At 48.7% G+C, this 22,369-nt stretch carries 17 protein-coding genes; 5 read left to right on the forward strand and 12 right to left on the reverse strand.

The window, feature by feature from the left end; translation table 11 throughout:
* Positions 1-89: 89 nt before the first annotated feature.
* Positions 90-1,025: a carbohydrate ABC transporter permease gene (locus AC3WRW_RS02940; protein WP_492544833.1), complete on the reverse strand. Its 936-nt coding sequence runs from the start codon at positions 1,023-1,025 to the stop codon at positions 90-92.
* A 12-nt stretch (positions 1,026-1,037) separates the two neighbouring features.
* Positions 1,038-1,943: an ABC transporter permease gene (locus tag AC3WRW_RS02945; protein WP_492544835.1), complete on the reverse strand. Its 906-nt coding sequence runs from the start codon at positions 1,941-1,943 to the stop codon at positions 1,038-1,040.
* Positions 1,944-2,065: 122 nt separating this feature from the next.
* Here AC3WRW_RS02945 and AC3WRW_RS02950 point away from each other — a divergent pair, with 122 nt between their 5' ends.
* Complete coding sequence (locus AC3WRW_RS02950) at positions 2,066-3,856, forward strand: sensor histidine kinase (RefSeq protein WP_492544837.1); 1,791 nt, start codon at positions 2,066-2,068, stop codon at positions 3,854-3,856.
* The gene (locus tag AC3WRW_RS02955) at positions 3,853-5,247 is read left to right on the forward strand and encodes a response regulator (RefSeq protein ID WP_492544839.1); all 1,395 of its coding nucleotides are present in this window, start codon (positions 3,853-3,855) and stop codon (positions 5,245-5,247) included. The genes AC3WRW_RS02950 and AC3WRW_RS02955 overlap by 4 nt, the downstream gene beginning before the upstream one ends.
* Before the next feature lie 242 nt (positions 5,248-5,489).
* Here the strand turns inward: AC3WRW_RS02955 and AC3WRW_RS02960 are convergent, their stop codons facing one another.
* Positions 5,490-6,053 carry a TetR/AcrR family transcriptional regulator gene (locus AC3WRW_RS02960; protein ID WP_492544841.1) on the reverse strand — a complete coding sequence of 188 codons (564 nt, stop codon included), beginning with the start codon at positions 6,051-6,053 and terminating at the stop codon, positions 5,490-5,492.
* A gap of 236 nt (positions 6,054-6,289) precedes the next feature.
* Here AC3WRW_RS02960 and AC3WRW_RS02965 point away from each other — a divergent pair, with 236 nt between their 5' ends.
* Positions 6,290-7,780 carry an MFS transporter gene (locus tag AC3WRW_RS02965; RefSeq protein WP_492544843.1) on the forward strand — a complete coding sequence of 497 codons (1,491 nt, stop codon included), beginning with the start codon at positions 6,290-6,292 and terminating at the stop codon, positions 7,778-7,780.
* 253 nt (positions 7,781-8,033) lie between these two features.
* Here the strand turns inward: AC3WRW_RS02965 and AC3WRW_RS02970 are convergent, their stop codons facing one another.
* Both AC3WRW_RS02970 and AC3WRW_RS02975 read right to left on the reverse strand, forming a co-directional pair.
* A complete protein-coding gene (locus tag AC3WRW_RS02970) occupies positions 8,034-9,524 on the reverse strand; it encodes a protein adenylyltransferase SelO (protein WP_492544845.1) in 1,491 nt (496 codons plus the stop codon).
* A 156-nt stretch (positions 9,525-9,680) separates the two neighbouring features.
* Positions 9,681-12,140, reverse strand: coding sequence for a S9 family peptidase (locus AC3WRW_RS02975; RefSeq protein ID WP_492544847.1), 2,460 nt, complete (start codon positions 12,138-12,140; stop codon positions 9,681-9,683).
* A gap of 168 nt (positions 12,141-12,308) precedes the next feature.
* On the opposite strand from AC3WRW_RS02975, the gene AC3WRW_RS02980 reads away from it, so the two are divergent.
* Positions 12,309-13,544 carry an MFS transporter gene (locus AC3WRW_RS02980; protein ID WP_492544849.1) on the forward strand — a complete coding sequence of 412 codons (1,236 nt, stop codon included), beginning with the start codon at positions 12,309-12,311 and terminating at the stop codon, positions 13,542-13,544.
* Here the strand turns inward: AC3WRW_RS02980 and AC3WRW_RS02985 are convergent.
* The 6 genes from AC3WRW_RS02985 to AC3WRW_RS03010 all read right to left on the reverse strand — a co-directional run bounded on the left by AC3WRW_RS02985 (position 13,525) and on the right by AC3WRW_RS03010 (position 20,980).
* Positions 13,525-14,385, reverse strand: coding sequence for a M15 family metallopeptidase (locus AC3WRW_RS02985; RefSeq protein WP_492544851.1), 861 nt, complete (start codon positions 14,383-14,385; stop codon positions 13,525-13,527). The genes AC3WRW_RS02980 and AC3WRW_RS02985 overlap by 20 nt on opposite strands.
* Positions 14,386-14,479: 94 nt before the next feature.
* Positions 14,480-15,565: a sensor histidine kinase gene (locus tag AC3WRW_RS02990; RefSeq protein WP_492544853.1), complete on the reverse strand. Its 1,086-nt coding sequence runs from the start codon at positions 15,563-15,565 to the stop codon at positions 14,480-14,482.
* On the reverse strand, positions 15,558-16,253 hold the full coding sequence (locus tag AC3WRW_RS02995; RefSeq protein ID WP_492544855.1) for a response regulator transcription factor: 696 nt from the start codon (positions 16,251-16,253) through the stop codon (positions 15,558-15,560). The genes AC3WRW_RS02990 and AC3WRW_RS02995 overlap by 8 nt, the downstream gene beginning before the upstream one ends.
* 100 nt (positions 16,254-16,353) lie before the next feature.
* Positions 16,354-17,529, reverse strand: a complete 1,176-nt coding sequence (locus AC3WRW_RS03000; protein ID WP_492544857.1) for an FAD-dependent oxidoreductase — start codon at positions 17,527-17,529, stop codon at positions 16,354-16,356.
* An 82-nt stretch (positions 17,530-17,611) separates the two neighbouring features.
* Positions 17,612-18,649 (reverse strand): glycoside hydrolase family protein, encoded by a 1,038-nt coding sequence (locus tag AC3WRW_RS03005; protein WP_492544858.1) that lies wholly within the window; start codon positions 18,647-18,649, stop codon positions 17,612-17,614.
* 24 nt (positions 18,650-18,673) lie between these two features.
* Positions 18,674-20,980, reverse strand: a complete 2,307-nt coding sequence (locus AC3WRW_RS03010) for a glycoside hydrolase family 95 protein (RefSeq protein WP_492544860.1) — start codon at positions 20,978-20,980, stop codon at positions 18,674-18,676.
* A gap of 249 nt (positions 20,981-21,229) precedes the next feature.
* Between AC3WRW_RS03010 and AC3WRW_RS03015 the strand changes: the two genes are divergently transcribed.
* Entirely contained in the window at positions 21,230-21,667 is a 438-nt protein-coding gene (locus tag AC3WRW_RS03015) for a hypothetical protein (RefSeq protein ID WP_492544862.1), read from the forward strand.
* A 74-nt stretch (positions 21,668-21,741) separates the two neighbouring features.
* Here AC3WRW_RS03015 and AC3WRW_RS03020 read toward each other — a convergent pair whose 3' ends face one another.
* Positions 21,742-22,314, reverse strand: a complete 573-nt coding sequence (locus AC3WRW_RS03020; protein WP_492544864.1) for a DUF3892 domain-containing protein — start codon at positions 22,312-22,314, stop codon at positions 21,742-21,744.
* Between the last annotated feature and the right edge of the window lie 55 nt (positions 22,315-22,369).

Genomic DNA, 22,369 nt, shown 5'->3' on the forward strand with positions numbered 1-22,369 from the left:
TCCTTGTTTGTCTTCGCTCATTCATCCCTTGGGGGCAAACCCGAGCTGTTCCGCTGCCTCGCATCCCGCCTTTCATTGCGGCTTTGAATTTAGCCTTTCAGTGAACCAATCAACAATCCTTTCACAAAATGCTTTTGAACAAATGGATATAAAATAAGAACAGGCGCGCTTGCGACGACAATCAGCGAATATTTCAGCAGCTCCTTCAAGCCCTGTCTTTCCGCAAGCTCCCTGACATCTTTAATCATCGTAGGGTCAATCGAGTTTAGGATGAGTATGTTCCGTAAAATAAGCTGCAGCGGATACAAATTGGCGCTTTTCAAAAAAATTAAAGCTTCAAAGTACGAATTCCAGTAGCCGATCGCATACATAAGCACGAGAACAGCAATGATCGGTTTGGACAGCGGGATGACGATCTGCATCAAAAACTTGAAGTCGCTGCATCCATCCAGATGTGCGGCCTCCGTCAATTCCGATGGAATCGATGTCTGGAAGAACGTTCTGGCTAGAATGACTTGCCAAACGGAAATTGCGCCCGGAATAATCATAGCCCATCTCGTATCGAGCATGCCCAGTCCTTTAACGGTCAAATAATAAGGGATTAATCCCCCACTGAACAGCATCGTAAAAACGAATAAGGCCGTTATCACATTGCGTCCGTAAAAGTTTTTTCGAGAAAGTGGGTAAGCCGCCGTAATCGTCAATGAAACGCTTAGCAGCGTGCCGAAGAACAGATAGAATAACGAATTGCCATACCCAGTCAAAATTTGCGGATTTTGAAACACCGCTTTATAGCCACGAAGCGTAGGCTCAACCGGAAGCAGCCAAACTTTTCCCGAGATAACGGCTGACGATGAACTAAATGACGAGCTTATAATATAAATAAGCGGATACGCAACGATGACTAAGCAAATGACCAAAAACAAGTAGACGAAGAATAAATACACGCGGTCAATTCGGCTTTCGAGCACGCGGGTAGGCGATGTGCGCCTTTCTAGCGACAATGTCTGTTCAGCATTAACCATAGGTTCGACCTCCTACCACAAACTCGTTTCAGAATTTTTCCTGGCCACATAGTTTACACCAATGAGCAGCAGCAAGTTGACAACGGCGTTAAAGAGTCCGACCGCTGCAGAGAAGCTGAAATTCGCTCCGACCAAGCCCATTTTGTAAACATAAGTGGATATGACTTCGGATGCTCCAACGTTGATGGCATTTTGCATCAAGTACACCTTTTCGAACCCTACGTTCATGATTTGCCCTGCATTCAGAATGAGCAAAATGACAGCCGTTGGCAGGAGACTCGGCAAATCGATATGCAGCATCCGTTGGAAGCGCGATGCGCCGTCCACTTTAGCCGCCTCATACAGATGCGGATCCACCCCTGCCAGAGCGGCGATGTAAATGACCGAGGCATAACCCGTAAACTGCCAAACATCGGAAAGCACATAGACCGTTTTGAAATATTCCGGCTTCGACATAATATTTTCCGCTGGAAATCCGAACTTATCCGCCAGGAGATGGACGAAGCCCAGCTGCGGCGACAGGAATAACATAATGATCGAAACCATGATCACGGTTGAAATAAAGTAGGGAGCGAAAGTGACGAGCTGTACCGTCCGCTTAAAAACTCCGTTTTTCAATTCATTTAAGGCTAACGCAAGAATGATAGGCGCCGGAAAGCCGACTAGAAGTGAGTAAAGGCTGAGCAATGCTGTGTTTTTGATAATTCTCCAGAAAATAGGAAGCTTGAAAAATTCAATAAAATGCTTAAAACCGATCCAATCGCTCCCCCATATCCCTTTCGTTACCATATAATTTTTGAACGCAATCTGCACGCCGGCCATCGGCACATATTTAAACACAATTAAATAAAGGAGCGACGGCAAAATAATCAGATAGAGCTGCCAGTTTTTCTTTACCATCCGAAATGCTATACTCATGGTACTCCCCTCCACGCTGCATTTGCTTATCCGCCATAATTAAGCGCTTACAAGTTTTATCATAAAGGACTGGTAACCAAATTTATAGGGATCATTTTTAAGCTGAACTGTCCATTTATAAGGTGGTGAAACTTATTCCGAAGAAACCTGCTTTTAACTTCCAGAACTTGTCCATTGTTAAAAAAATGGCGATTGGCTACATCTTCATCATCTTTATTCCGATCATTTCGTTCGGCCTGTTCCTTTATAACCAGAACTACAACAGCTTTCTTGAAGAATACGCGCAAGGCAGACAAAAAATCGTGAATCAAGTGCTGAACAACATAAATATTAGCACCGCACACATTGAATCGGCCTATCAATTATTCCAAAATAATTCGAATACAATCGCCTATTTAAGTGGGAACTACCGGACCGATTTTGAACAAGTATCCAATTTCTTGACCTATATCAGGCCCTTATTCTCTTATATTCTTTCGTCGAATAGCATGATTGACGGTATGACCATTTATATGGAGCAGCAGAACGGCATGATTTTTCGTCCCGAAATGGCGAAGATGGACGAGTTTAAACTGGACGAGAGCATTCAGAAGCTCCCGCTTGGCGTCGGTAAATGGGTAACGGTGAATAACGTGTCCGATCCGAACATCGACCTCCATTATGTACACAAAATCGGCAACCGCAATTTCGAACAGGACATCGGTCTGCTTGATATTAAAGTCACTTCGAAATTAATTAAACCTTTATACGAATCGCTCAATTTCAATAGCAAGAGCAATTTGTATGTGCTTGACCAAGACCGGCAGGTCGTCTCCCGTGTTGAAAAAATCCACTTTACCAAGGATGCGGAAAAAAACCTGTTAGCCGATGCCTTCCTATCAAACGCTAAATATTCGTATCAAAATGTTGCCGGAAATAAAATGCTGATTGAATCGTTTTATGCCGACAATATTAAGCTGCATTTTGTCATGATGGAGCAAGTAGACGATGTCTTTAGCGGGATCAAAAAGAACAAATATGTGCTCGTTTTGATGGTCGCTACCCTGCTATTGCTTCTTTCCGGCATGTACTATCTCATCGCCAGTTCAATTACGAAACGCATTTTGAAACTTTCCAAGCATATGCGGCAGGTCGACGAAAACTATTTCCCACTGTATCATGGAGAAATTAACAAAGACGAAGTCGGACATCTGACCTCCTCCTATAATGCAATGATCCGGCGGATGGACGAGTTGGTCAACACCGTGCACCGGTCGGAAATGCTCAGGAAAGAATCGGCTTATCAAATGATGCAAGCGCAAATTAAGCCTCATTTCCTTTACAACACGCTGGAATCTATCCGCATGATTGCGGAAGCCAACGATGACCCGGAAGCGGCGGAGATGTCCTATACGCTCGGCAAGCTGTTCCGCTACAGTTTGTCGGGAACGAAAAGCGGAACTCATTTGCAGGAAGAACTGGAAAATGTCAAAGATTATATCAAAATTCAGCAAATCAGACTGGGCGACCGGATGCAGGTATCTTTCACGATAGACGCTGTTATCAATAACTTTGTTTGTCCGCATTATATGTTGCAGCCCATCATTGAAAACAGTATCGTTCACGGCATCGCGAGTGTAAGAAAACAAGTTTCTCTCTCCATCCGCATCTGGGAAGATTACACCTTTATGTTCATTGAGGTTAGCGATACAGGTGCAGGCATAGCGGAAGATAGGCTTAAGCTTATTCAGCGCGTATTGAATGGCACATTAGATCCGCAAGCTTTGCAGATCAGCGACGGAGGCATCGGTATGATGAATGTAAACGAGCGCGTAAAAATGTTTTTTGGCGAAGGTTCGGGCATTCAAATGGAGAGTAAGCTTAACGAGGGAACGACATGTCTGCTCAAATTAAGTAAGGGGGCAACACAATGAAACTGATGGTTGTCGATGACGAGCCTATCATTTTGAACGGTATCATCCGCATGATCGAGAAAGAGAATACCTCTTTTACCGAAATCGTTGGCGCTGCTGACGGTATTGATGCCCTGCACAAGCTGACGCTCTTTCAACCCGATTTGATCCTTACCGACATTCATATGCCGGAAATGGACGGGCTTGCGCTTATTAAAGAAATACAAGTTCAAAACCTATGTGACCGCTTCGTCATCATTACCGGCTATGGCGACTTTGCTTATGCCAGACAAGCGTTGCGCTATCATGTTATGGACTATCTTTTAAAACCGATTAATAAAGATGAGCTGCTGGGCACATTGCGGAAAATCGAACAGGACATTCGCATAGAACGTCAGCAGTCTGAAAAGCATGACCTTTTGCTGCTCAAAGAACATATTCTCTACAATACGCCCTGGGAGGACATGCCCCTCAAGCCGGAGCTGCTGCAGACCATGCTTCCTGACCCCTATACGATGATCGTTGTCATTCAAGCGTACGGAGGCACTCCTCTGCTGACCACCGAACGACTCGAAGCGATTTGTCATGCTCTCATGCAAATGAATAGGAAGGCCTACATCCTCCAATCCCGATTTTTGCGACAGGCCGTTCTCCTTGTTAATGGCAAGGATGGACTTCCGGATGACGAAATCCAGATGGCCTGCGGCGATCTTTACTGGAGTGCCGGCTCGCAGTGCGCGGGATACCATATCGGAGTAAGCGGAAATGAGAAGGATAAGGAAAGTTTGCGCGAACTGTACATTAAAGCAATGGCTGCTATGTTGTGCAATCGCTACTTTTCGTTGGATCGATCCATGGACAATGCGCTTTCTTACGAGCAAATCGAAAAGGATATGCAGTCCTTCCATCTTCTTTTTTCAGGAGACGCTGACTGCCATACTCAACTTCGCGAGCAGTTTCTTCACTGCATAGGCACACACTGCCCCGCTGGGCTGGAAGATGCGCACGTATCCGCAATCTCCGGAAAGCTCCTTCCGTTTGAGCGCCGCCAAGAACACCAGGAACACCACCAACCGCACATCCAAGCTATCGATAAAATCATTACTTTTGTCGAACAAAATTACAAACTGGATTTATCGCTGGATACAGTCGCCGATCATGTACACATGCATCCCAATTACATCTCCATGCTATTTCGCAAAGAAATAGGCCTTACGTTTCTTCATTACTTGCATACGTTCCGGCTTGCCAAAGCCAAACAATTCATGCAAGATCACCCGGAGTGGCCGATCAACACCATCGCCGAGCTCGTAGGCTATGAAAATCCGCGGCATTTTTTCAAAGTGTTTAAAAAGTTCGAGAACACCACGCCGGGGCAATTCCGGCTCGGGAATGGTACCGGCTCAACTTGAATCCGCCTGTTGTGGGAACTCTATTCCCTTATTTCCGCGGAAAGCGGATTTTCGGGTGACCGGAGGGGACAATAGGGTCTTATTTCACATTAAAGCTGTCACTAGCTGCTCCCAAAGGTGAAATAGTGGACCCTAGTATCCTCAACCTCGTCCACAATGGCTATTCTAGCAAAATAGCCCCCTGTAGTTTCCCCTTTCTTCCTGCTAGCTTAATCGATCAAATGGAATATGCATTCCAAAACTTAAACTAAAACAGCTTTCCATGACGCTTCGAGTGTCTGCTGAATTTGTATATCGGTTAACTCATATTTGTTAACGTAAAAGCCTTTGACAATGGCCGTCACGATGCCGTGCATAATGGAATGGCAAATGTTCACATCCATTTCCCGGATGACGCCGTTTTTTTGCCCTTCTTTGATCAGGGACAAAACGACTTCTCTGGACGCGCTGTCATCATCCATTTTACGCAGTTCAGGTTTAATGCAAGGCGAATAGGAATACGCATCGATAAAGCGGAAATGCTTGGGAAAATCCATCGCAAACCGAATCCTGTTCGATTGCAAACATTTATAGCGCTCATACAAACTTAACTCGGGGTCGAAACCCATCATCAATTTCTCGCCAAGAAGTTTGCGGGATGCCCGGTACAGCTCATTCACCAGCTCTTCCTTATTGCTGAAATAATTAAAGACAGTTCCAGATCCGACATTCGCCCTCTTCATAATTTTGGCAAAAGTTACGGATTGCAGCCCCTCTTCGTCGATCAAATCCAACGTCGCGTTCAAAATATCGTCGCGTTTGCTCATTGTACACACCTCGTTAAACCCAACTTTAGTATGTGCAGCTAGGCTCGTCAAGTATTCCGAATATTTATTCTCCGTTTTTTTGAATTTAGGCGTCTTTTCCCACGTTAATTAGCTGGATTCTCACGATTCCACCCCTCACCTTGGAATGAATATTCCAAAAAAGTGTTGACTCCATTCCCTTCAGGCAGTATGATAACTTGGAATAAACATTCCAAACCTGAAAGGAAGATTCCCAGATGTCTTCATCTACGACCGAATTAACCGGACGCTCCATCTCCTCACGGATCGTTCTGGCCCTCATACTTGCCTGCCAGCTTATGATTATTTTGGACGGTTCGATTGTTATCACGTCGCTGCCTGAAATCGGGCGCAGCCTGCACTTATCCGCAACAGACTTATCCTGGGTACAAAATGCTTACTCGTTGACCTTCGGCGGACTTCTGCTGCTTGGCGCGCGAGCCGGAGATTTATTGGGCCGCAGACGCATCTTCATGATGGGTATCGGCTTATTCACACTGGCTTCGTTGATTGCCGGATTGGCCCATTCCGCAGAGAGCTTGTTAATTGCCCGCTCGATTCAAGGGTTAGCTGCCGCATTTGCTGCACCGGCTACGCTTGCCTTACTCATGGTAAGCTTCCCGGAAGGCAAGGAGCGGATGCGTGCCATCTCCTTGTACAGCGCTGTCTCCGGCGCAGGCGGAAGTGTCGGTCTTGTGCTGGGCGGCATCTTAACCGACCTGATCTCTTGGCGCTGGGGGATGTTCATCAATGTCCCCATTGGCATCGTGATTATGCTGCTGGCTCCCCGCTATTTGATGGAAACACCGCGGCTCAAAGGGCGCTTCGATATTATCGGCGCCGTGACCTCGACGCTTGGCATGACATCCATTGTGTACGGCTTCGTCCGGGCCGCCGCTGACGGCTGGAGCAATAGTGGAACCATCGTGTCCTTCCTTGCCGGAGCTGTACTGCTCGCCATGTTCATCCGTATTGAAAAGAGAGCCGAACAACCGATCACGCCACTGCGTTTGTTTGCCAGCCGTGAACGTACCGGTGCGTATATAGCTCGATTGCTGTTTGTAGGCGGCATGTCTGCCATGTTCTTTTTCCTGACGCAATTTTTGCAAGGCGTTACCGATTTTAATCCTCTCGTTGCAGGAATCGCGTTTATTCCGATGACAGGCGTCATGTTTGGCATGGTCTACGCCGTACCTGGCTTGATGTCCCGCTTTGGCAGCACCAAATTGCTGATCGGCGGTGTAATCATTGCCCTTGCAGGTATGACCTGGCTAAGCCGTATCACGCTTGACACGTCCTATTTTCCAAATATCGCGATTCCACTAGTCATTCTAGGCATCGGCGCCGGGGTTGTTTTTATCCCTCTTACATCATCGGGAATAGCCGGTGTTGAGCGCGGCGATTCAGGGGCAGCTTCCGGTCTGGTCAATGTCGCGCATCAAATGGGCGCTTCCTTGGGGCTTGCCATCCTGATTACCGTGTTCGGCTCGGCCAGCCGCTCCGCCGCTGATCATCCGCTTATCGGAGCAGCGCCGCACAAGCAGGCTCAGTATATATTGGCTCATGCCTCCGCAGCATCCATCACAGGATCCGTCATTTTCCTACTACTTGCTCTGATAGCCATTATTGTCCTGATTCGCAAGAAACCTCTCGACGATCGCACCAGGGGTCAGCTCGAGCCAAACGCACAAGAAGCGAAACAAATTTAAACTCCAGCAGCAATGCTTCTATGGTTAAAAAAAGGGAAAAGTTCCATCTAATTCACTACAGAAGCTTGTTAGATCCCATTTAACTGGAAAACCTCCCGCTATTTGCACCGATTCGTGAAAATCTACGAAATCCGGTCAAATTATCGGGAGGTTTTCCTTTTATATTCCCTATAAGCTCATCCTACGAGCAATTTAGAGGGAGATCTTCCTGCTACATCCTTCGCCTACCTATTCCTTGCTCCAACCTGCAATCTCATGTCCCGCAAAAAGTTCGGTAAGGACCGGATGATTGCGCCGGCAGTGCTGCATACTCAGCCTGTTCGGGGGTATGCGCATAGGGGTTCGCAAGAACTGCCAACAACTTTTCCATGACACTGTAATCCCCATGCTTCGCTGCGGCTTCCAGTGCCGCTTCTACCCGGTGGTTCCGCGGTATGACAGCAGGGTTGCTGCTTCGCATCAACTCCTGCGAAGCAGATTGCGGTTCATCCTGCCTGCTAAGCCTTGCCTGCCAGCGCTCATGCCAATGCGCAAATTCGGTAGTGCCGCACAAGAAGATCTCTTCCTTTTTATCAAAAGTCAAAGCAAGAAAAGTATTCGTGTAGTCTTCTCCATATTGCTTCATCATACCGAGCAGGTCATCGATCAGAGACATATCTTCCTGCACTTCATTAAAGAGGCCCAATTTCGCTCTCATTCCCGAAAGCCAGTTCCGGTGATACATGTCGGAAAAATCGGCAAGCGCGGCTTCAGCGATCTGAATGGCCTGTTCTTCATTTTCATTCAATAGCGGCAATAAAGTTTCTGCAAATCTCGCCAGATTCCACGCGGCAATGCGCGGCTGATTGCCATAAGCGTAGCGGCCTTGTGAATCGATAGAGCTGAAAACCGTAGCTGGGTCATAGGCATCCATGAACGCGCAAGGACCATAATCAATGGTTTCCCCGCTGATCGCCATATTGTCAGTGTTCATCACGCCATGAATGAAGCCAACGAGCTGCCATTTGGCGATCAGCGCGGCTTGACGCTTAATGACTTCCTTAAGCAGCATCAGGTACTTGTTCTCATCTTGATCTACTTCTGGAAAATGTCTTTGCAAGGTGTAGTCGGCCAATGCCCGCAGATCTTCCTCGGTGCCAAACTTGGCAGCGAATTGGAAGGTGCCAACGCGCAGATGACTCGCGGCTACGCGGGTAAGAATCGCACCCGGCTGCTCCGTTTCGCGATACACCGTCTCACCGGTGGCGACCACCGCCAGGCTGCGTGTTGTCGGAATGCCGAGCGCTTGCATCGCTTCGCTAATGATGTATTCACGCAGCATCGGTCCGAGCGCCGCCCGGCCATCGCCTCCGCGGGAGTAAATCGTCCGCCCGGAGCCTTTTAGCTGGATATCGGCACGCACGCCTTGAGGAGTAAGATGCTCTCCCAACAGATTCGCCCGACCGTCCCCCAACATGTTAAAGTACCCGAATTGATGACCGGCATAGGCTTGTGCAAGCGGCAAAGCGCCTTCGGGAATCTCGTTGCCGGCAAGCTGCCCTGCGCCTTCAAAGCTTTGCAAAGCCTGAGCGTCCAAGCCGAGTGATGCTGCCAACGGTCCATTTAAGATGACGATTTCCGGAGAACTCACAGGAGTCGGGTGCAGACGGCTATAAAATAATTTCGGCAGACGCGCATAACTGTTGTCGAAATGCCAACCGATTTTCTTATTACTTTCGCTTTCTTGAATTGAAATGTGATCCATAATGCCCTCCTTCTATCATCGCATAACGCTTTTGATCAGTTCACTAATCATATCATCCGATATCTTCTCCAGCAAATCTGGAAACGAACTTCGTCCGGCGGCAAAAAAAAGTGCCAAGAAACCTCGTCACATCAGGTTTTCTTGGCATATCAATCATCAGGCTGATTTTTTCTTGTTTTTCACGTTCTTATTAAGGAAATGAATGAGTGCTTGATAAAAATCGCGTTCGTTTTCCAGCTTGTTAAAACCGTGTCCCTCGTTTTTCTTGAGCATATAGGGAACGTCTACATCTAACTTGCGCAGCGCTGCGACGATTTGGTCCGATTCCGCTTTATTCACGCGAGGATCGTTCACACCTTGGGCAATCATCAGCGGCGCTTTAATTTGATCGACATGCAGCAGCGGCGACACGTCTTCCAGCAGCTTCTTATCTTTCACCGGATCGCCGACCTGCAGATACATCATCGGAAGATCGAGTTCCCAATACGGAGGCGTAGTCTTCATAAAAGTAAGGAGACTAGACGGCCCCACATAATCTACGCCGGCCGCGTACAAATCAGGTGTAAACGTCATGCCTGCCAGTGTCGCATATCCGCCATAAGAGGCCCCGTATATGGCAATGCGCTCAGGATCTGCCGTCCCCCGTTGGATCAGCCAGTTCACACCGTCGGTAATATCGTTCTGCATGGCTTTGCCCCATTGCTTGTCCCCGGCATGCAGAAATGCTTTTCCATAGCCGGCGGAACCGCGGAAATTCAGCTGCAGCACGGCATATCCTTGGTTGGCAAGCAGCTGCGCTTCCATATTATAGCCCCAAGAATTGCGATCCCACGGTCCCCCGTGCGGATTGACGACAAGGGGCAGTTTAGAGGCGGCAGCGCCTTTGGGAAGCGTTAAATAGCCATGGATCGTCAATCCGTCCCTGCTTTTATAAGAAATCGGCTGCATGTCCGCCATCTTCTTCTCATCGATCTTCGGCTGAATATCGGCAATTTTGTCGAGCTTATCTGTCTTGCGGTCATACAAATAATAGCTGCCGTAAGATTTATCGCTTCCCGAGTACAAAAGCAGCACGTCCCTGTCCGGCGATCCGATCAGGCCCCAATGGCGGGTTTTCAGCTTTTCTTCGATGGTATGGGACAGCGTTTCAAACTCTTTGTCCAAATAATGCATTTGCATGTCATCCGTTTCATACGAGACGGCCAGAATGGACTGCTTCTTATAGGAAACGATGATGTCATTAATGTCCACATCGTTATTCACATAAACAACTTCCGTCTCTTTCCTCGTATTCGGATCATATTTCACTAAAGCCATCTTATCTCTTCCAACATTGGAAGCCGCGTAGATTTGCTCGTTATTAAAGGTGAACATTGCAGGAACAAAGGTATCACTCGCGTTAAACGTGTCAATTTTCTCAAAGGCTTTGTTCTCGTCTTCCCGATAGAGCAGGCTTGTCTTTTCGCCGTCTCTGGCGAGCGCCGCCCGAACTCTTCCCCAATTGTCTGTCGCCCACAATTTAACGTTTCCGGGATTCTGCGCATGCATGTTCGTTTCTCCGCTGCTCAGCTTAACCCTGTATACGTCCATAACTTTGGGGTCTCGCTTATTCATTGTCAGCAAGAGCTCTAGATCGCTTTCATTCTCGGCAGGCACAACATCGAGAAGCTCCGCCTTTACATTCGGATAAGGAGTCAGATCGCTGTCGCCGGAACCGTCGACTTTAACAGCCCGGATATGCGTGTTTTCCGTCCCGCCGCTATCGATCGAATAGACGATCACCTTATCGGTAATCCAATACATGTGACCGATATTTTCATCTTTGGAGCTCGTCAGCCGGGTGCTTTGCGTCTCTCCGACCTTTTGAACATACAGGTTCATCCGGTTTTCCCATGGCTGCAGGTAGGCCAGCGTTTTGCCGTCAGGCGATAGCCGCATTGCCGCTTTATTCGGCAGCTGCAAGAAGTCATCCAGAGTGTAGGAACCTTGCGCCGTCTCTTCCTTCTGAGAAATCGTACGATAGATAAATAATACCAGCTGTGCTCGGGTCACCTGATTCTGCGGCATAAACGAAAGCTGATCCGTTATAAAATTTTGCTTCAGCTTTATGACATCGTCATGATGAACTTTGGAAATGACGGCTTCATCCTTCAGCCAAGCCTGGATACCGTTATCCTTAAGCTGAAAAGCACGCACCAGCAAGCTCGCCATCTGTTCCCGCGTCAGAAGCGCATCCGGCTGATACAGCCCGTCATTGCCCTGGACGATGTTTTGTTCTTTCAAAGCATTAACCGCCTCCGCATACGGGCTGGTTTCCGCTACGTCTTTAAATGCATTCAGCGATTTCGGCTTGTTCAGCTTTAACGCCTTACTGAGCCATTCTGCGGCATCCCCGCGCGTTACGGCATCATCCGGGTGAAAGCTGCCGTCTTCCTCTGCATCAATAATGCCTTTCTGCTTCAGAAGGGCGATTTCTTGACTCGCATAATAATCTCCGGGTACGTCTGGATAGGCAGCCGGATCGCTGCTCGCTTGAGCGCCGATCGGCAGCGCAACCGTCGCAATCCATACCGCCGCCAAAATCGAAACTACCCCTCTTTGAAAAGAAATCTTCATACACACCCTCCTGTATCATATATGCAACAATAAAACGGAACGCATCCCATTATATACCAGGAATTCATGATTGAATAGACTGCGAGAGTAGATTTCAGCATGTATGCATGAAAAAGGCGGATCGGTGGAAAATAGGGTAAAAGTTCGCGGATGGGAGAAGCAATCAACATGAGCATAACATCATTGCTGCGTGAACCGTCTCAACGAAAATTGCTGTTCAGCGCGGGAATAAGCTGGCTCTTCGACGCGATGGATGTAGGGATTATTTCCTTTATCGTAGCCGCGCTGGCCGTCGAATGGAAATTAGGGGCACAGCAAATTGGCTTCCTGGCTGCCATCAATTCAATCGGAATGGCGGTTGGCGCTGCAATTGCAGGCGCAACTGCCGACCGCTACGGACGTCGTGCCGTCCTTCTGGCGACGCTGCTTATTTTTTCTGCGGCAAGCGGACTCTCTGCGTTAGCAACAAGCTTTATGATGCTTTGTCTTCTGCGCTTCATAACCGGGTTCGGTCTTGGCGGCGAGCTTCCCGTTGCTTCCACACTTGTTTCCGAATCGTTCTCTGCAAAAGACAGGGGACGCGCCGTCGTGCTGCTGGAAAGCTTTTGGGCGTGCGGATGGATTGTCGCGGCATTGATTGCCTATTTCGTCATACCTGTCTACGGTTGGAGAACTGCCTTTCTCATAGGCGCACTGCCCGCTTTGTATGCGATTTATCTAAGAAGAGCTATTCAAGATTCACCGCGATTTATCGCGCATGGCGGTCACAAGCTGACATTCAAAGAGCGCATCGTCTCGGTTTGGTCAGCCAAATACCGCAAATCGACCGGCACGCTTTGGGTGCTTTGGTTCATTGTGGTTTTTTCCTATTACGGTATGTTTCTGTGGCTGCCAACGGTTATGGTTTTGAAAGGCTTTAGTCTCGTAAAAAGCTTTCAATATGTTTTGATCATGACCTTAGCGCAGCTACCCGGCTATTTCACGGCAGCTTACTTTATTGAGAGGTTTGGTCGCAAATTTGTGCTTGTTACTTATTTACTGCTGACAGCTGTGAGCGCATTATGGTTCAGTACGGCCGGTACGGAAGGAAATCTGATTGCAGCAGGCATTAGCCTGTCGTTCTTCAATCTCGGCGCATGGGGCGCTATGTATGCCTACACGCCAGAATTGTATCCTACCGGCGTCCGCTCGACGGGCGTAGGTTTTGCCGCAGCATTCGGACGTATCGGCGGCATCATCGGTCCGTACCTCGTCGGTTTGCTCGTAGCTAAAGGGCACAGCATCACCTCGATTTTCATCATCTTCTTCGTCGCCATCTTATTCGGAGCGCTAACGCTGTTGTTTTTCGGCAAAGAAACGAAAGGAACTGACCCGGACGAATCGGTTAACGGAAAGTCACAATGATGCCATCCATATTGTTGCCTGAAATCTCATAGTGACGATCTCCCGGAACTTGAATGGTCGTGTTTTTAGAAACCGGATAATAAGAAATCTCATACTTCACGCCTTGAACAGTAGTCGAAACCGTCTTTTGTTCTTTCAAATATGCCAAGTATTGTTCCAAACTTAAATTCTTCTGCTGCATAATCACGCTGTGAGGCAAACCAACATATCGGAAATGCCAAGGTTCATATTGGATGCCGGTGACGGCCGTTTTGTCTTTGGGATAGCGTAAAATAAACCCGTACGTCCATGCATTTTTCGTAAGCCAAATGCCCTCAGGAGCTTGACTCATCTCCTTTTGCGAAGATCCGATATCCAGTGCCAAACCTAAGTTATGTTCGCTGTAGCCCGCCGGCAAAGCATAGTCCGGCCCCATTTCTTTATAAAGCTGACTTTGTTCCTTATTGGTTCGATAACCGCTGTTGATCATAAAATGACTTACACCTTCTTCGTCGGCTGCTGCAACCATTGTCGAGAAGGCTTGCACCACCCGCTGCGACAATTGAACGGTATGATCCAACAAACCGAACCCCTTTACCAACTCCTTATGCTGAAACAGATTGACCACATCTCTTTGCATTCCCGCTTGATGGACAGGATACTCTTTATTAATCAGGACTAGATCCCCTTGGTAAATTTGATCTTTTGTGATTGTTAACGTAAGATCGTTCCTTCTGGCATTCATCGCATAGGCTTCATTGTTTTCCTTCCCTTGATCGCCGTTCGCGGCGTCCGGTTCCTGGTGAAAGGCTTGATAGCCGAGCAGCACGATGATGACAAGCCAAAAAACCCACTTCTTCATTTTGTTCCCTCCTTAACTTGCATGCGTACAGGATAGGACAAACTGTTTAAAAAAGAAGTGGGGCAAATATAAAATTTTTCTTAAATTCAACCGGTCATTGCGGCAAACGCACTTCAAAAAGCGTTCGAATCCTATTGCTTTGAACGGAAATCGTTCCTTGATGCTGCTCCACAATATTTTTCGCAATAAACAACCCTAAGCCGGTACTCCCTCCTTGATGCGTTCGAGCTTGATCCCCGGTATAAAACATATCAAAGAGATAGGGCAGTTCTTCTTCCGGAATGCGATTGCCATAATTGATGATTTGGACGACGACATCGCTGGCATCCGTATAACAGTGGATATCTACGAATTGACCATCTCTTCCATATCGATTGGCATTCGTCAGCAGATTTTCAAATACACGTGCCAACAACTCGCCGTCACCCCAAATTTTCAATTGCGGAGTAACCTGTAATCTGACTGACAACTGACTTTTCTCAAAAACAGGATACAGCTCTTCACTGAGTTGGTTGAGAAGATCGCTTAAATCGATGTGCTTTTTTTCAATGGTCAGCATCCCGTAATTCATTCTGGTGAGTTCAAACAGTTCATCAATCAGCTTTTCCAACCTTTTTGACTTGGTAAAAGCAATGGTCGTATAATGTTTAATTTGTTCCGCAGTCAACTCTTTGTCATGAAGAATAAAATCCAAATAACCTAAAACCGAAGTCAGCGGGGTACGCAAATCATGGGCTAAATTCAAGACTAACTGATCTTTGCTGCTTTCTGCGAAATCGCCTCTCTCCACCGCTTTCTGCAGCTTTACACTAGCCATATTGATATCTTCCGCAATCTCCTTGAATTCGTCATTCGATGAAATGAATACACGGCTCTGGAAGTCACCGCTCGCAAGACGATGAATACCTGCCGAAATCTCATTGAAATAGGTCGCATAAGGCTTGGTGAGGAAAAAGAAAAATAAAATAGCAAGCGGGATAAAGACGATTAAAAAGAAATTAAGATCTCCGAATTTGTAAATCAGGTGACGAAATTTGGCTAAAGGATCTTCGGCCCGCACACCCATATAATAAAGTTGCAGCACTTTATAGAGTATGAACGTAATGATGCCTGAGAACAGCATGCTAAGACCTAATAATACGATCATTTTAAAACGAAAACTTCGCATCATGTTAGCCATTGAATGTGTATCCTACACCCCAAACGGTTTTGATCCATTTGTTTTTATTGTGATCTTCGCCCAGTTTTTTGCGCAGGGTTCGAATATGCACCATAACCGTATTGCCGCCCTCATAGTAGGCTTCGCCCCAAACTTGCCGGAAAATGTTTTCCACACTAAACACTTTCTTGGCGTGAGATGCCAACAAATACAGAATATCGAACTCTTTCGGCGTTAGTTCGATGATTTCACCATACTGAATGACGGTCCGCCGGTCTGGATCAATCGTCAATCCACCCGCTTCAATGACAGATTTGCTTGCTGCCGCTGGCATGTTCAATTGCATAGATCTGCGCAGCTGAGCATTCACGCGGGCAACAAGCTCCATAGGATTGAAAGGTTTGGTCATATAGTCGTCAGCCCCCATCACCAAGCCCGTGATTTTATCCAAATCCGACGATTTGGCACTCAAAAAAATAATCGGCATATGATGTTGTTCCCGGATTTGACGCGTTACTTCATAACCATCCAGCTTAGGCATCATAATATCTAAGATCGCCAAATCAATCGAGTGCGACTGAGTGGCCCGAATGGCCTCTTGCCCATCCGATACTTTGATCAAATGGTACCCTTCTTTTTCTAAATGCAAAGCAATCAGATCTGCAATCTCCGCTTCGTCATCCGCAATCAATATCGTTGTAGGCTTCATCGAGATTTCGCTCCTATTAGGATAGTAAACCGGATCTTCAATCGGTATCCGTTCCTTCTTATTCTACCCTAATTTGCCTCTTTCGCCCATTTTCTCCGAATTAACGCTGCATATCCGCAGCTTCATGATAGTGGTTCATCAGCGTCGTCAATTTGGCCGCGGCATCGTCGGAGAAGCATAGTTCAAGATTGTCAAAAGATTCTTGAGCAGAGACGGACGAATAGGCGAACATTTTCTCCTCGTAGAGGCGGACCGCCTCGTTAACGTCCCCATGCTGGGTAATGGACAGCGCGAGCTCCGCGGCATCCTGCATGGCTAAGTTCACACCTTCCCCTGCAAAAGGAGACATCAGATGCGCCGCATCGCCGATTAGCGTAACGCCTGGTTTGTGAGCCCATTTGAGACCGACAGGCAGCGTATAAATACGTCTCGGAGTCATAGGGCCATCAATGGCTCGGATATAATTTCTCAACGATTCGTCCCAATCGTCAAAATGCTGCAGAAGCTGCTGCTTTGCCTCTTCGGGCTGATCGAACGGAATGCCGCAGGTGTCCAGCCACTCGCGTTCAGCTTGGAACGCTAAATAAACGCAGAGACGTCCGTCCCCATTCAGCTGTCCCAGAATGCCTTTATGGTCATCAAGGGCGAACAATTTGCCGCGTCTGTTAAAAGCAGCGATGTCCGGATGAGCCGCAGCGACATTATCCAGATAAACCTCGACCATGCTTAGTCCGCTGTAGACAGGCACGGAATCGGTCAGCAGCGGACGAATGCGGGAGAAGGCCCCGTCCGCAGCCACAACCAGGTGGACAGTATCCACATGCCCGTTGTCAAAGTGCAGTTCATGCATGCCATTGGCCAAAGGGATCGCTTGAACCAGCTCATATCCCCAGTGAATGCCTGCAGGGTCCACGGAATTCAGCAGCAGTTCGCGCAGCGTACCGCGATCGATCTCCGGCCGATCCCCCTCGTGGAGCTCAGCTACTTCGTCCATGTAAACTTTGCCGGTTTTGTCCAGCAGCCGGAAATCTTGTCCCTCATACCGGGCAAGCGCTTCGAATTGTTCGATTAATCCCGCCTCGCGGAGCGCTCTTTGCCCGGAATCTTCATGAATATCTAGGGAACCGCCCTGCTTGCGACTACTAGGGGATGATTCGCGTTCATAGACGACGGTTTTTAAGCCATGCTGCTGAAGGATTCGCGCCAGCGTCAGCCCACCGGGGCCAGCCCCTACGATGGCAATGCGTTGTTCGTGTGCTTTTGTTGTTTGATTCATAATCGACACCTCGGATTTGGATTTTATTTTTTCGACTACCGAGAGTATACGATGGGGATTTAAACTGAATATTAACGATGAATTATTCCGGTGCGATCGGCACGACCATGTTCCACGTATTGGCGGCTCTGGCGAAGCCTCCTTCTCCATCCGCCGTTGCAGCGAACAAGTGCGTCGGCTTCCCGTCCTGGAACAAAATGAATGGCCGCTCAAAGCTGCCCATCATCGTCTCAGAGCCGTCATCCCATTTAATTTTCCTGGAATATGCTTTAGGACGATGGGATAGCTGCCAAGTCAATCCGTCTTCGGAATAAGCATGGATACCTGCATGTAGCTCCCCGCAGATGCGGCCGTCCATATCTTTGGCAATGAGCTCATAGCGCTCGCCCGTATGCCATACAAACGGATCTTCCAGATGAAATTGTGCAGGCGGAAATACTGGATCTTCGCTGACCACGCGGTAGGAACCGTCGAATCGTTCTGCTCGCGCCGCGCCGATCATCATTTGACCATGCACATTCCCTTCATACTGACGCGCTTTGTAAATTAGCAGTACGGAGCCATCCTCATGAATGCAAGGTGCGGGATTAGAGGTCAAGAAGCTGTCAAACCGCCCTGGCCGAGTAGGTAGAATCGGAGCATCCCTTCGTTCCCAAGGGCCGAAGACGCTTTTGGAAGTCGCCAGACCAACTCGCTTGTTGGCGCGGGCAACGATACAGCGCGGGTCCGTAAGGCCGAATTCTTCTCCTGGCTTTACGTCTTCCAAAGGGTGTGTAGAACCCATGTAATAGAGCACATAGGTGTCTCCGTGTTTTGTAATATGCGGATTATGAGTGCTGCGGCCGTCCCAATATTGTGCTCCGCGTGCCGAGAACACAATCTCCTCGAACGTATAGGGTCCTTCCGGCGTATCCGAAACCGCCCTTACGACTTCGGAGTGAACAAGCCAGCCCGGATGCATCGGCATATGTTTGGGCCAACGGGATGCAAACATATGAAAGCGTCCGTCCTCGCCTTTCACGACAGAGCCGCACCATACCCAATAACCTTCCATGCGAAATCCGCCGTCTCTCGGGGCTGGCAGCAGCCTGTCATATAAGCTTCGATGTTGTTTTGTCATCTATCTCACCCTTTTGTCAAAGATTTATGAAAAAATAGTATTCCGAGTTGGACGAAGCACGTACGTCTGGCCGGCTTGAGTCGCGAATTCAATTCCTGCTTCAGAGCCGGCGTCCTGCATGCCTGACTCTCCCGTGACCGTGAGCCCTAAATCGCTTTCAATTTTACAGTGCCCTCCGCTGATTGAACGGATCACAGCCTCTGTCAGCTGGCCGTTGTCCCATATGAGATCGACCTCGAATCCGCCTCTCGCCCGCAGCCCGCTTACGCGTCCGCTTGGCCATGCAGTCGGCAAAGCCGGCAGCAGCCGAATGGCCCCGGCGTGCGATTGCAGCAGCATTTCCGCAATAGCTGCCGCTGCGCCGAAGTTGGCGTCGATCTGAAAGGGCGGATGATCGCCGAATAAATTCGGGTGTACCGCATGACTTAGCAGCTCTTGGAAATTGGCGTAAGCTTGCTCGCCATCCTCCAGCCTTGCCCAGAAATTAATAATCCATGCCCGGCTCCAGCCGGTATGGCCGCCACCGTGCTGCAGCCTGCGCTGCAGGGATACTTTGGCCGCTTCCGCAAGCACCGGCGTACCGCGCTTAGAAATTTGCTCCCCTGGATGGAGCGCAAACAAATGAGAAATATGCCGGTGTCCAGGCTCCGGCTCGTCATAATCGACCGACCATTCCATCAGTTGACCGTGCTGACCGATTTGCGGCTCAGGCAGCCTGCTTATCGCTCTAACCAGCTCTTCCCGGAAGGCATCGTCAATTCCAAGCAGCTGGCTTGCATCCACGCAGCCGCTGAACAAGGCGAAAATCAGCTGCGTATCCATAGAAGGCCCCATGCAGAGGTGCCCGATGTTGCCATTTGGCAGCTGGTAGCTGTTCTCCGGAGAAAGAGACGGCGCCGTAACCAGCCTGCCTTGATCATCCTCTACCAGATAATCGAGGAAAAATTCGGCGGCTTCCTTCATGACGGGGTAGGCGCGCTCCGCAAGGAAGCTGCGATTCTGGCCAAATCTGTAATGATCCCAAAGATGCAAAGCCAGCCATGCGCCCCCCATCGGCCAAATAACGGCAGGCATGTACGTTCCTTGAATCGCGGTATCCGCCCAAATATCGCTCGCATGATGGACGACAAATCCGCGTGCTCCGTATACCGTCTGAGCGGTGCGCCGACCGTTGACCACGAGCCTGTCCAGGAAATCGAACAACGGCTCATGGCACTCGGCAAGATTAGCGGATTCCGCCGGCCAATAATTCATTTGCAAATTAATGTTCGTATGATAATCCGCTTCCCATGGGGGTGTATGGCTCTCATTCCATATGCCCTGCAGATTGGCCGGAAGCGTTCCAGGTCTTGAGCTGGCCATGAGCAAATACCGTCCGTACTGGAAAAATAGCGCTGCCATCCCGGGGTCCTCCCCGCCTTCCGTTATCCGCCGAAGGCGTTCGTCCGTGGGCAGATTGGCGAGGCTGCTGACGTGCGAATCATGCAGGTCAAGCTCAACCCGCTTGAACATCGAGCGGTGATCTTCCGCGTGGTTCGCGCGTAGCGCGGCGTATCCTAAACGAGCGGCTCGCTCCGCTTGCTTCAAGCATTCCGCCTTAGGATCCGCGTGCCGGAATGTTGTTTGCGCTGTCAAAAGCAGCGTCACCGAATCCGCGCCGTTCACGGACAGGTAGCCGCCATGCATCCGCAGGCTTCCGCCTTCGGCGACAGCTTTGAGCATAGCGCAATACGTGATGCCATCCGGGCCGCACTGGCCTGACATGACCAAGGTGTCGCCGCCAAGGACTTCCATCCGTCCATCGAATGGACGACGGTTGAGACTCCCATCCAACGTCAAACTTGCAGGCTCGCTTGCATACATACGAATCACAATCGCTTGATCGACCGCACTGGCAAACATTTCTCTGTGATACGAAATGCCTTGACAAGTGTAGCTGACAGACATGATACCGCTTTCCAAATCAAGCTCACGGTAATAATCGGTTATTTCCCCGTCCATACCCTCAAAAAGCAGCGTAAGATCGCCGAGAGGCTGATATGGCGCGAAATGTTGCGGGACTGATGTCATTGACAGCTTTGCCAGCCGCTCCGCTTCTTGCGGTCGGCCTTCGAACAATAGGCTGCGAATTTCATTCAGATGCTTTAGAGCTTCGGGATTGTCGCGCTGCCCAGGACCGCCATACCAAACAGAGTCCTCATTCAGTTGAATTCTTTCCTGTTTGACTTGACCAAAAACCATCCCGCCTAGTCTTCCATTGCCGATTGGGATTGCTTGGACCCACGTTTTTGCAGGTCGATCATACCATAGCTTCACATTCGAACTTTCCATTCATGGCGTCCTCCTTCATCTGCTGCCTCACCACGCAACCATAAGGTTATCGATAACTCTATTGTATGTCTATATAATTTCTTGTCAATAAACGATTTTTTCACCATCTATCCGCAGAAAACAAACTTCATCATTAATGGTTACAAAACGACAACGGTTTTCGAGCAACATTTTACGTCATATCCGTTATTCTATGAAAAAGGAATTTACTAGAGCAAATTCCTATCCAATATAGAAGGAGGACTTATCGTGGCACACAAAGTTGTCAGTGATGAAGAACTGCTGTTGCTGCTGTCCCCCATTGACGATAACCCGGAAACGAACTTAACCGAGAAACCGAAGCTCACCATGAAACTGCTACTTGAACTTATCAAAAAACTCAAGGAAGAAAATATCGTTCTATCCAACCGGGTAACCGAATACGAGCTTAAACTGGAGCATCATCTCCAAACAAAAGCTGAAATTGCCAGCACTTTGGAAGTAGCGGTCCACATCGAACCTGTACCTGCAATCGAAATGTGCAATGAAACTGCGTACGTGCTCCCTCACAACGCACTAGCGCCACGCTCCCTTCGTCATCCTTCACACAGGAAAAAACCCATCTGGATGTTATTCATCAAAGAGGCAGTGAGATTTTTCATCCGGCGTCGCAAAATTTTTATCCATACGCCTAAAAACGGCTTCTGAAATTAATTCAGAAACCGGCCATCATGATCAAAAAAGCGGCTTGCCCGAAGGCAAACCGCTTTTCCCGTCCTTTTTTAAAACCGTGGTAAATTGGATAAATTGTTGCTCGGATCCCCGTCCGGGTAAGAACGCAGCGTCTTTTCCCCTTCGCGATTTCTTCCGGTGTTCACATCCTCAATTAATCCGGCCTCCGTCATCGCAATCGCATCCGCAATACCGACAACTCTGCCGTCTTGGAATTGGACCGCACTGATACCGCCATCTCCATAATGAACGGCTTGAATGATCGCCTTGTTCGGATCGATGGTATGCGGACCTGCACCGTATTGCGTGCCATCTCGCATAAATGTACCGTACTGCGTAGGCTGACCATTGGGCCCATAGCCTGTATACCCGCCTTGGAAGCCCACGTTGCGCGCATCGGCATGATTGATCCCTGTATTTCGCTGACCGTATGGCGCATTCAGGTTGCCGGAAGAGCCTGGCACAGGCATTCCGCCCTGATACGTCTGATATGGATTAACATCGTTACGTGCTTGCGGTATGGACGTTTGTTGACCGCTTGGTTGATACGTCGGCTGCATCATGCCATAAGGCTGGCTTTGCATATTCGGATTAGGTTCTGGCACACGTCGGCGTCTCGACATTCGTATCGACTCCTTTGTTTTCGTTATATGGCTGCCACCTAACTAGCATGCGTCA

Source organism: Paenibacillus sp. FW126-R14 (genome assembly GCF_058789495.1).

Coding starts and splice junctions, on each gene's coding strand:
- AC3WRW_RS02975 (WP_492544847.1), bottom strand. CDS start 12,140: ATGAAGATTTCTTTTCAAAGAGGGGTAGTTTCGATTTTGGCGGCGGTA.
- AC3WRW_RS02955 (WP_492544839.1), top strand. CDS start 3,853: ATGAAACTGATGGTTGTCGATGACGAGCCTATCATTTTGAACGGTATC.
- AC3WRW_RS03020 (WP_492544864.1), bottom strand. CDS start 22,314: ATGTCGAGACGCCGACGTGTGCCAGAACCTAATCCGAATATGCAAAGC.
- AC3WRW_RS02960 (WP_492544841.1), bottom strand. CDS start 6,053: ATGAGCAAACGCGACGATATTTTGAACGCGACGTTGGATTTGATCGAC.
- AC3WRW_RS02970 (WP_492544845.1), bottom strand. CDS start 9,524: ATGGATCACATTTCAATTCAAGAAAGCGAAAGTAATAAGAAAATCGGT.
- AC3WRW_RS02980 (WP_492544849.1), top strand. CDS start 12,309: ATGAGCATAACATCATTGCTGCGTGAACCGTCTCAACGAAAATTGCTG.
- AC3WRW_RS02995 (WP_492544855.1), bottom strand. CDS start 16,253: ATGAAGCCTACAACGATATTGATTGCGGATGACGAAGCGGAGATTGCA.
- AC3WRW_RS02965 (WP_492544843.1), top strand. CDS start 6,290: ATGTCTTCATCTACGACCGAATTAACCGGACGCTCCATCTCCTCACGG.
- AC3WRW_RS03000 (WP_492544857.1), bottom strand. CDS start 17,529: ATGAATCAAACAACAAAAGCACACGAACAACGCATTGCCATCGTAGGG.
- AC3WRW_RS03010 (WP_492544860.1), bottom strand. CDS start 20,980: ATGGAAAGTTCGAATGTGAAGCTATGGTATGATCGACCTGCAAAAACG.
- AC3WRW_RS02990 (WP_492544853.1), bottom strand. CDS start 15,565: ATGGCTAACATGATGCGAAGTTTTCGTTTTAAAATGATCGTATTATTA.
- AC3WRW_RS03005 (WP_492544858.1), bottom strand. CDS start 18,649: ATGACAAAACAACATCGAAGCTTATATGACAGGCTGCTGCCAGCCCCG.
- AC3WRW_RS02945 (WP_492544835.1), bottom strand. CDS start 1,943: ATGAGTATAGCATTTCGGATGGTAAAGAAAAACTGGCAGCTCTATCTG.
- AC3WRW_RS02940 (WP_492544833.1), bottom strand. CDS start 1,025: ATGGTTAATGCTGAACAGACATTGTCGCTAGAAAGGCGCACATCGCCT.
- AC3WRW_RS02985 (WP_492544851.1), bottom strand. CDS start 14,385: ATGAAGAAGTGGGTTTTTTGGCTTGTCATCATCGTGCTGCTCGGCTAT.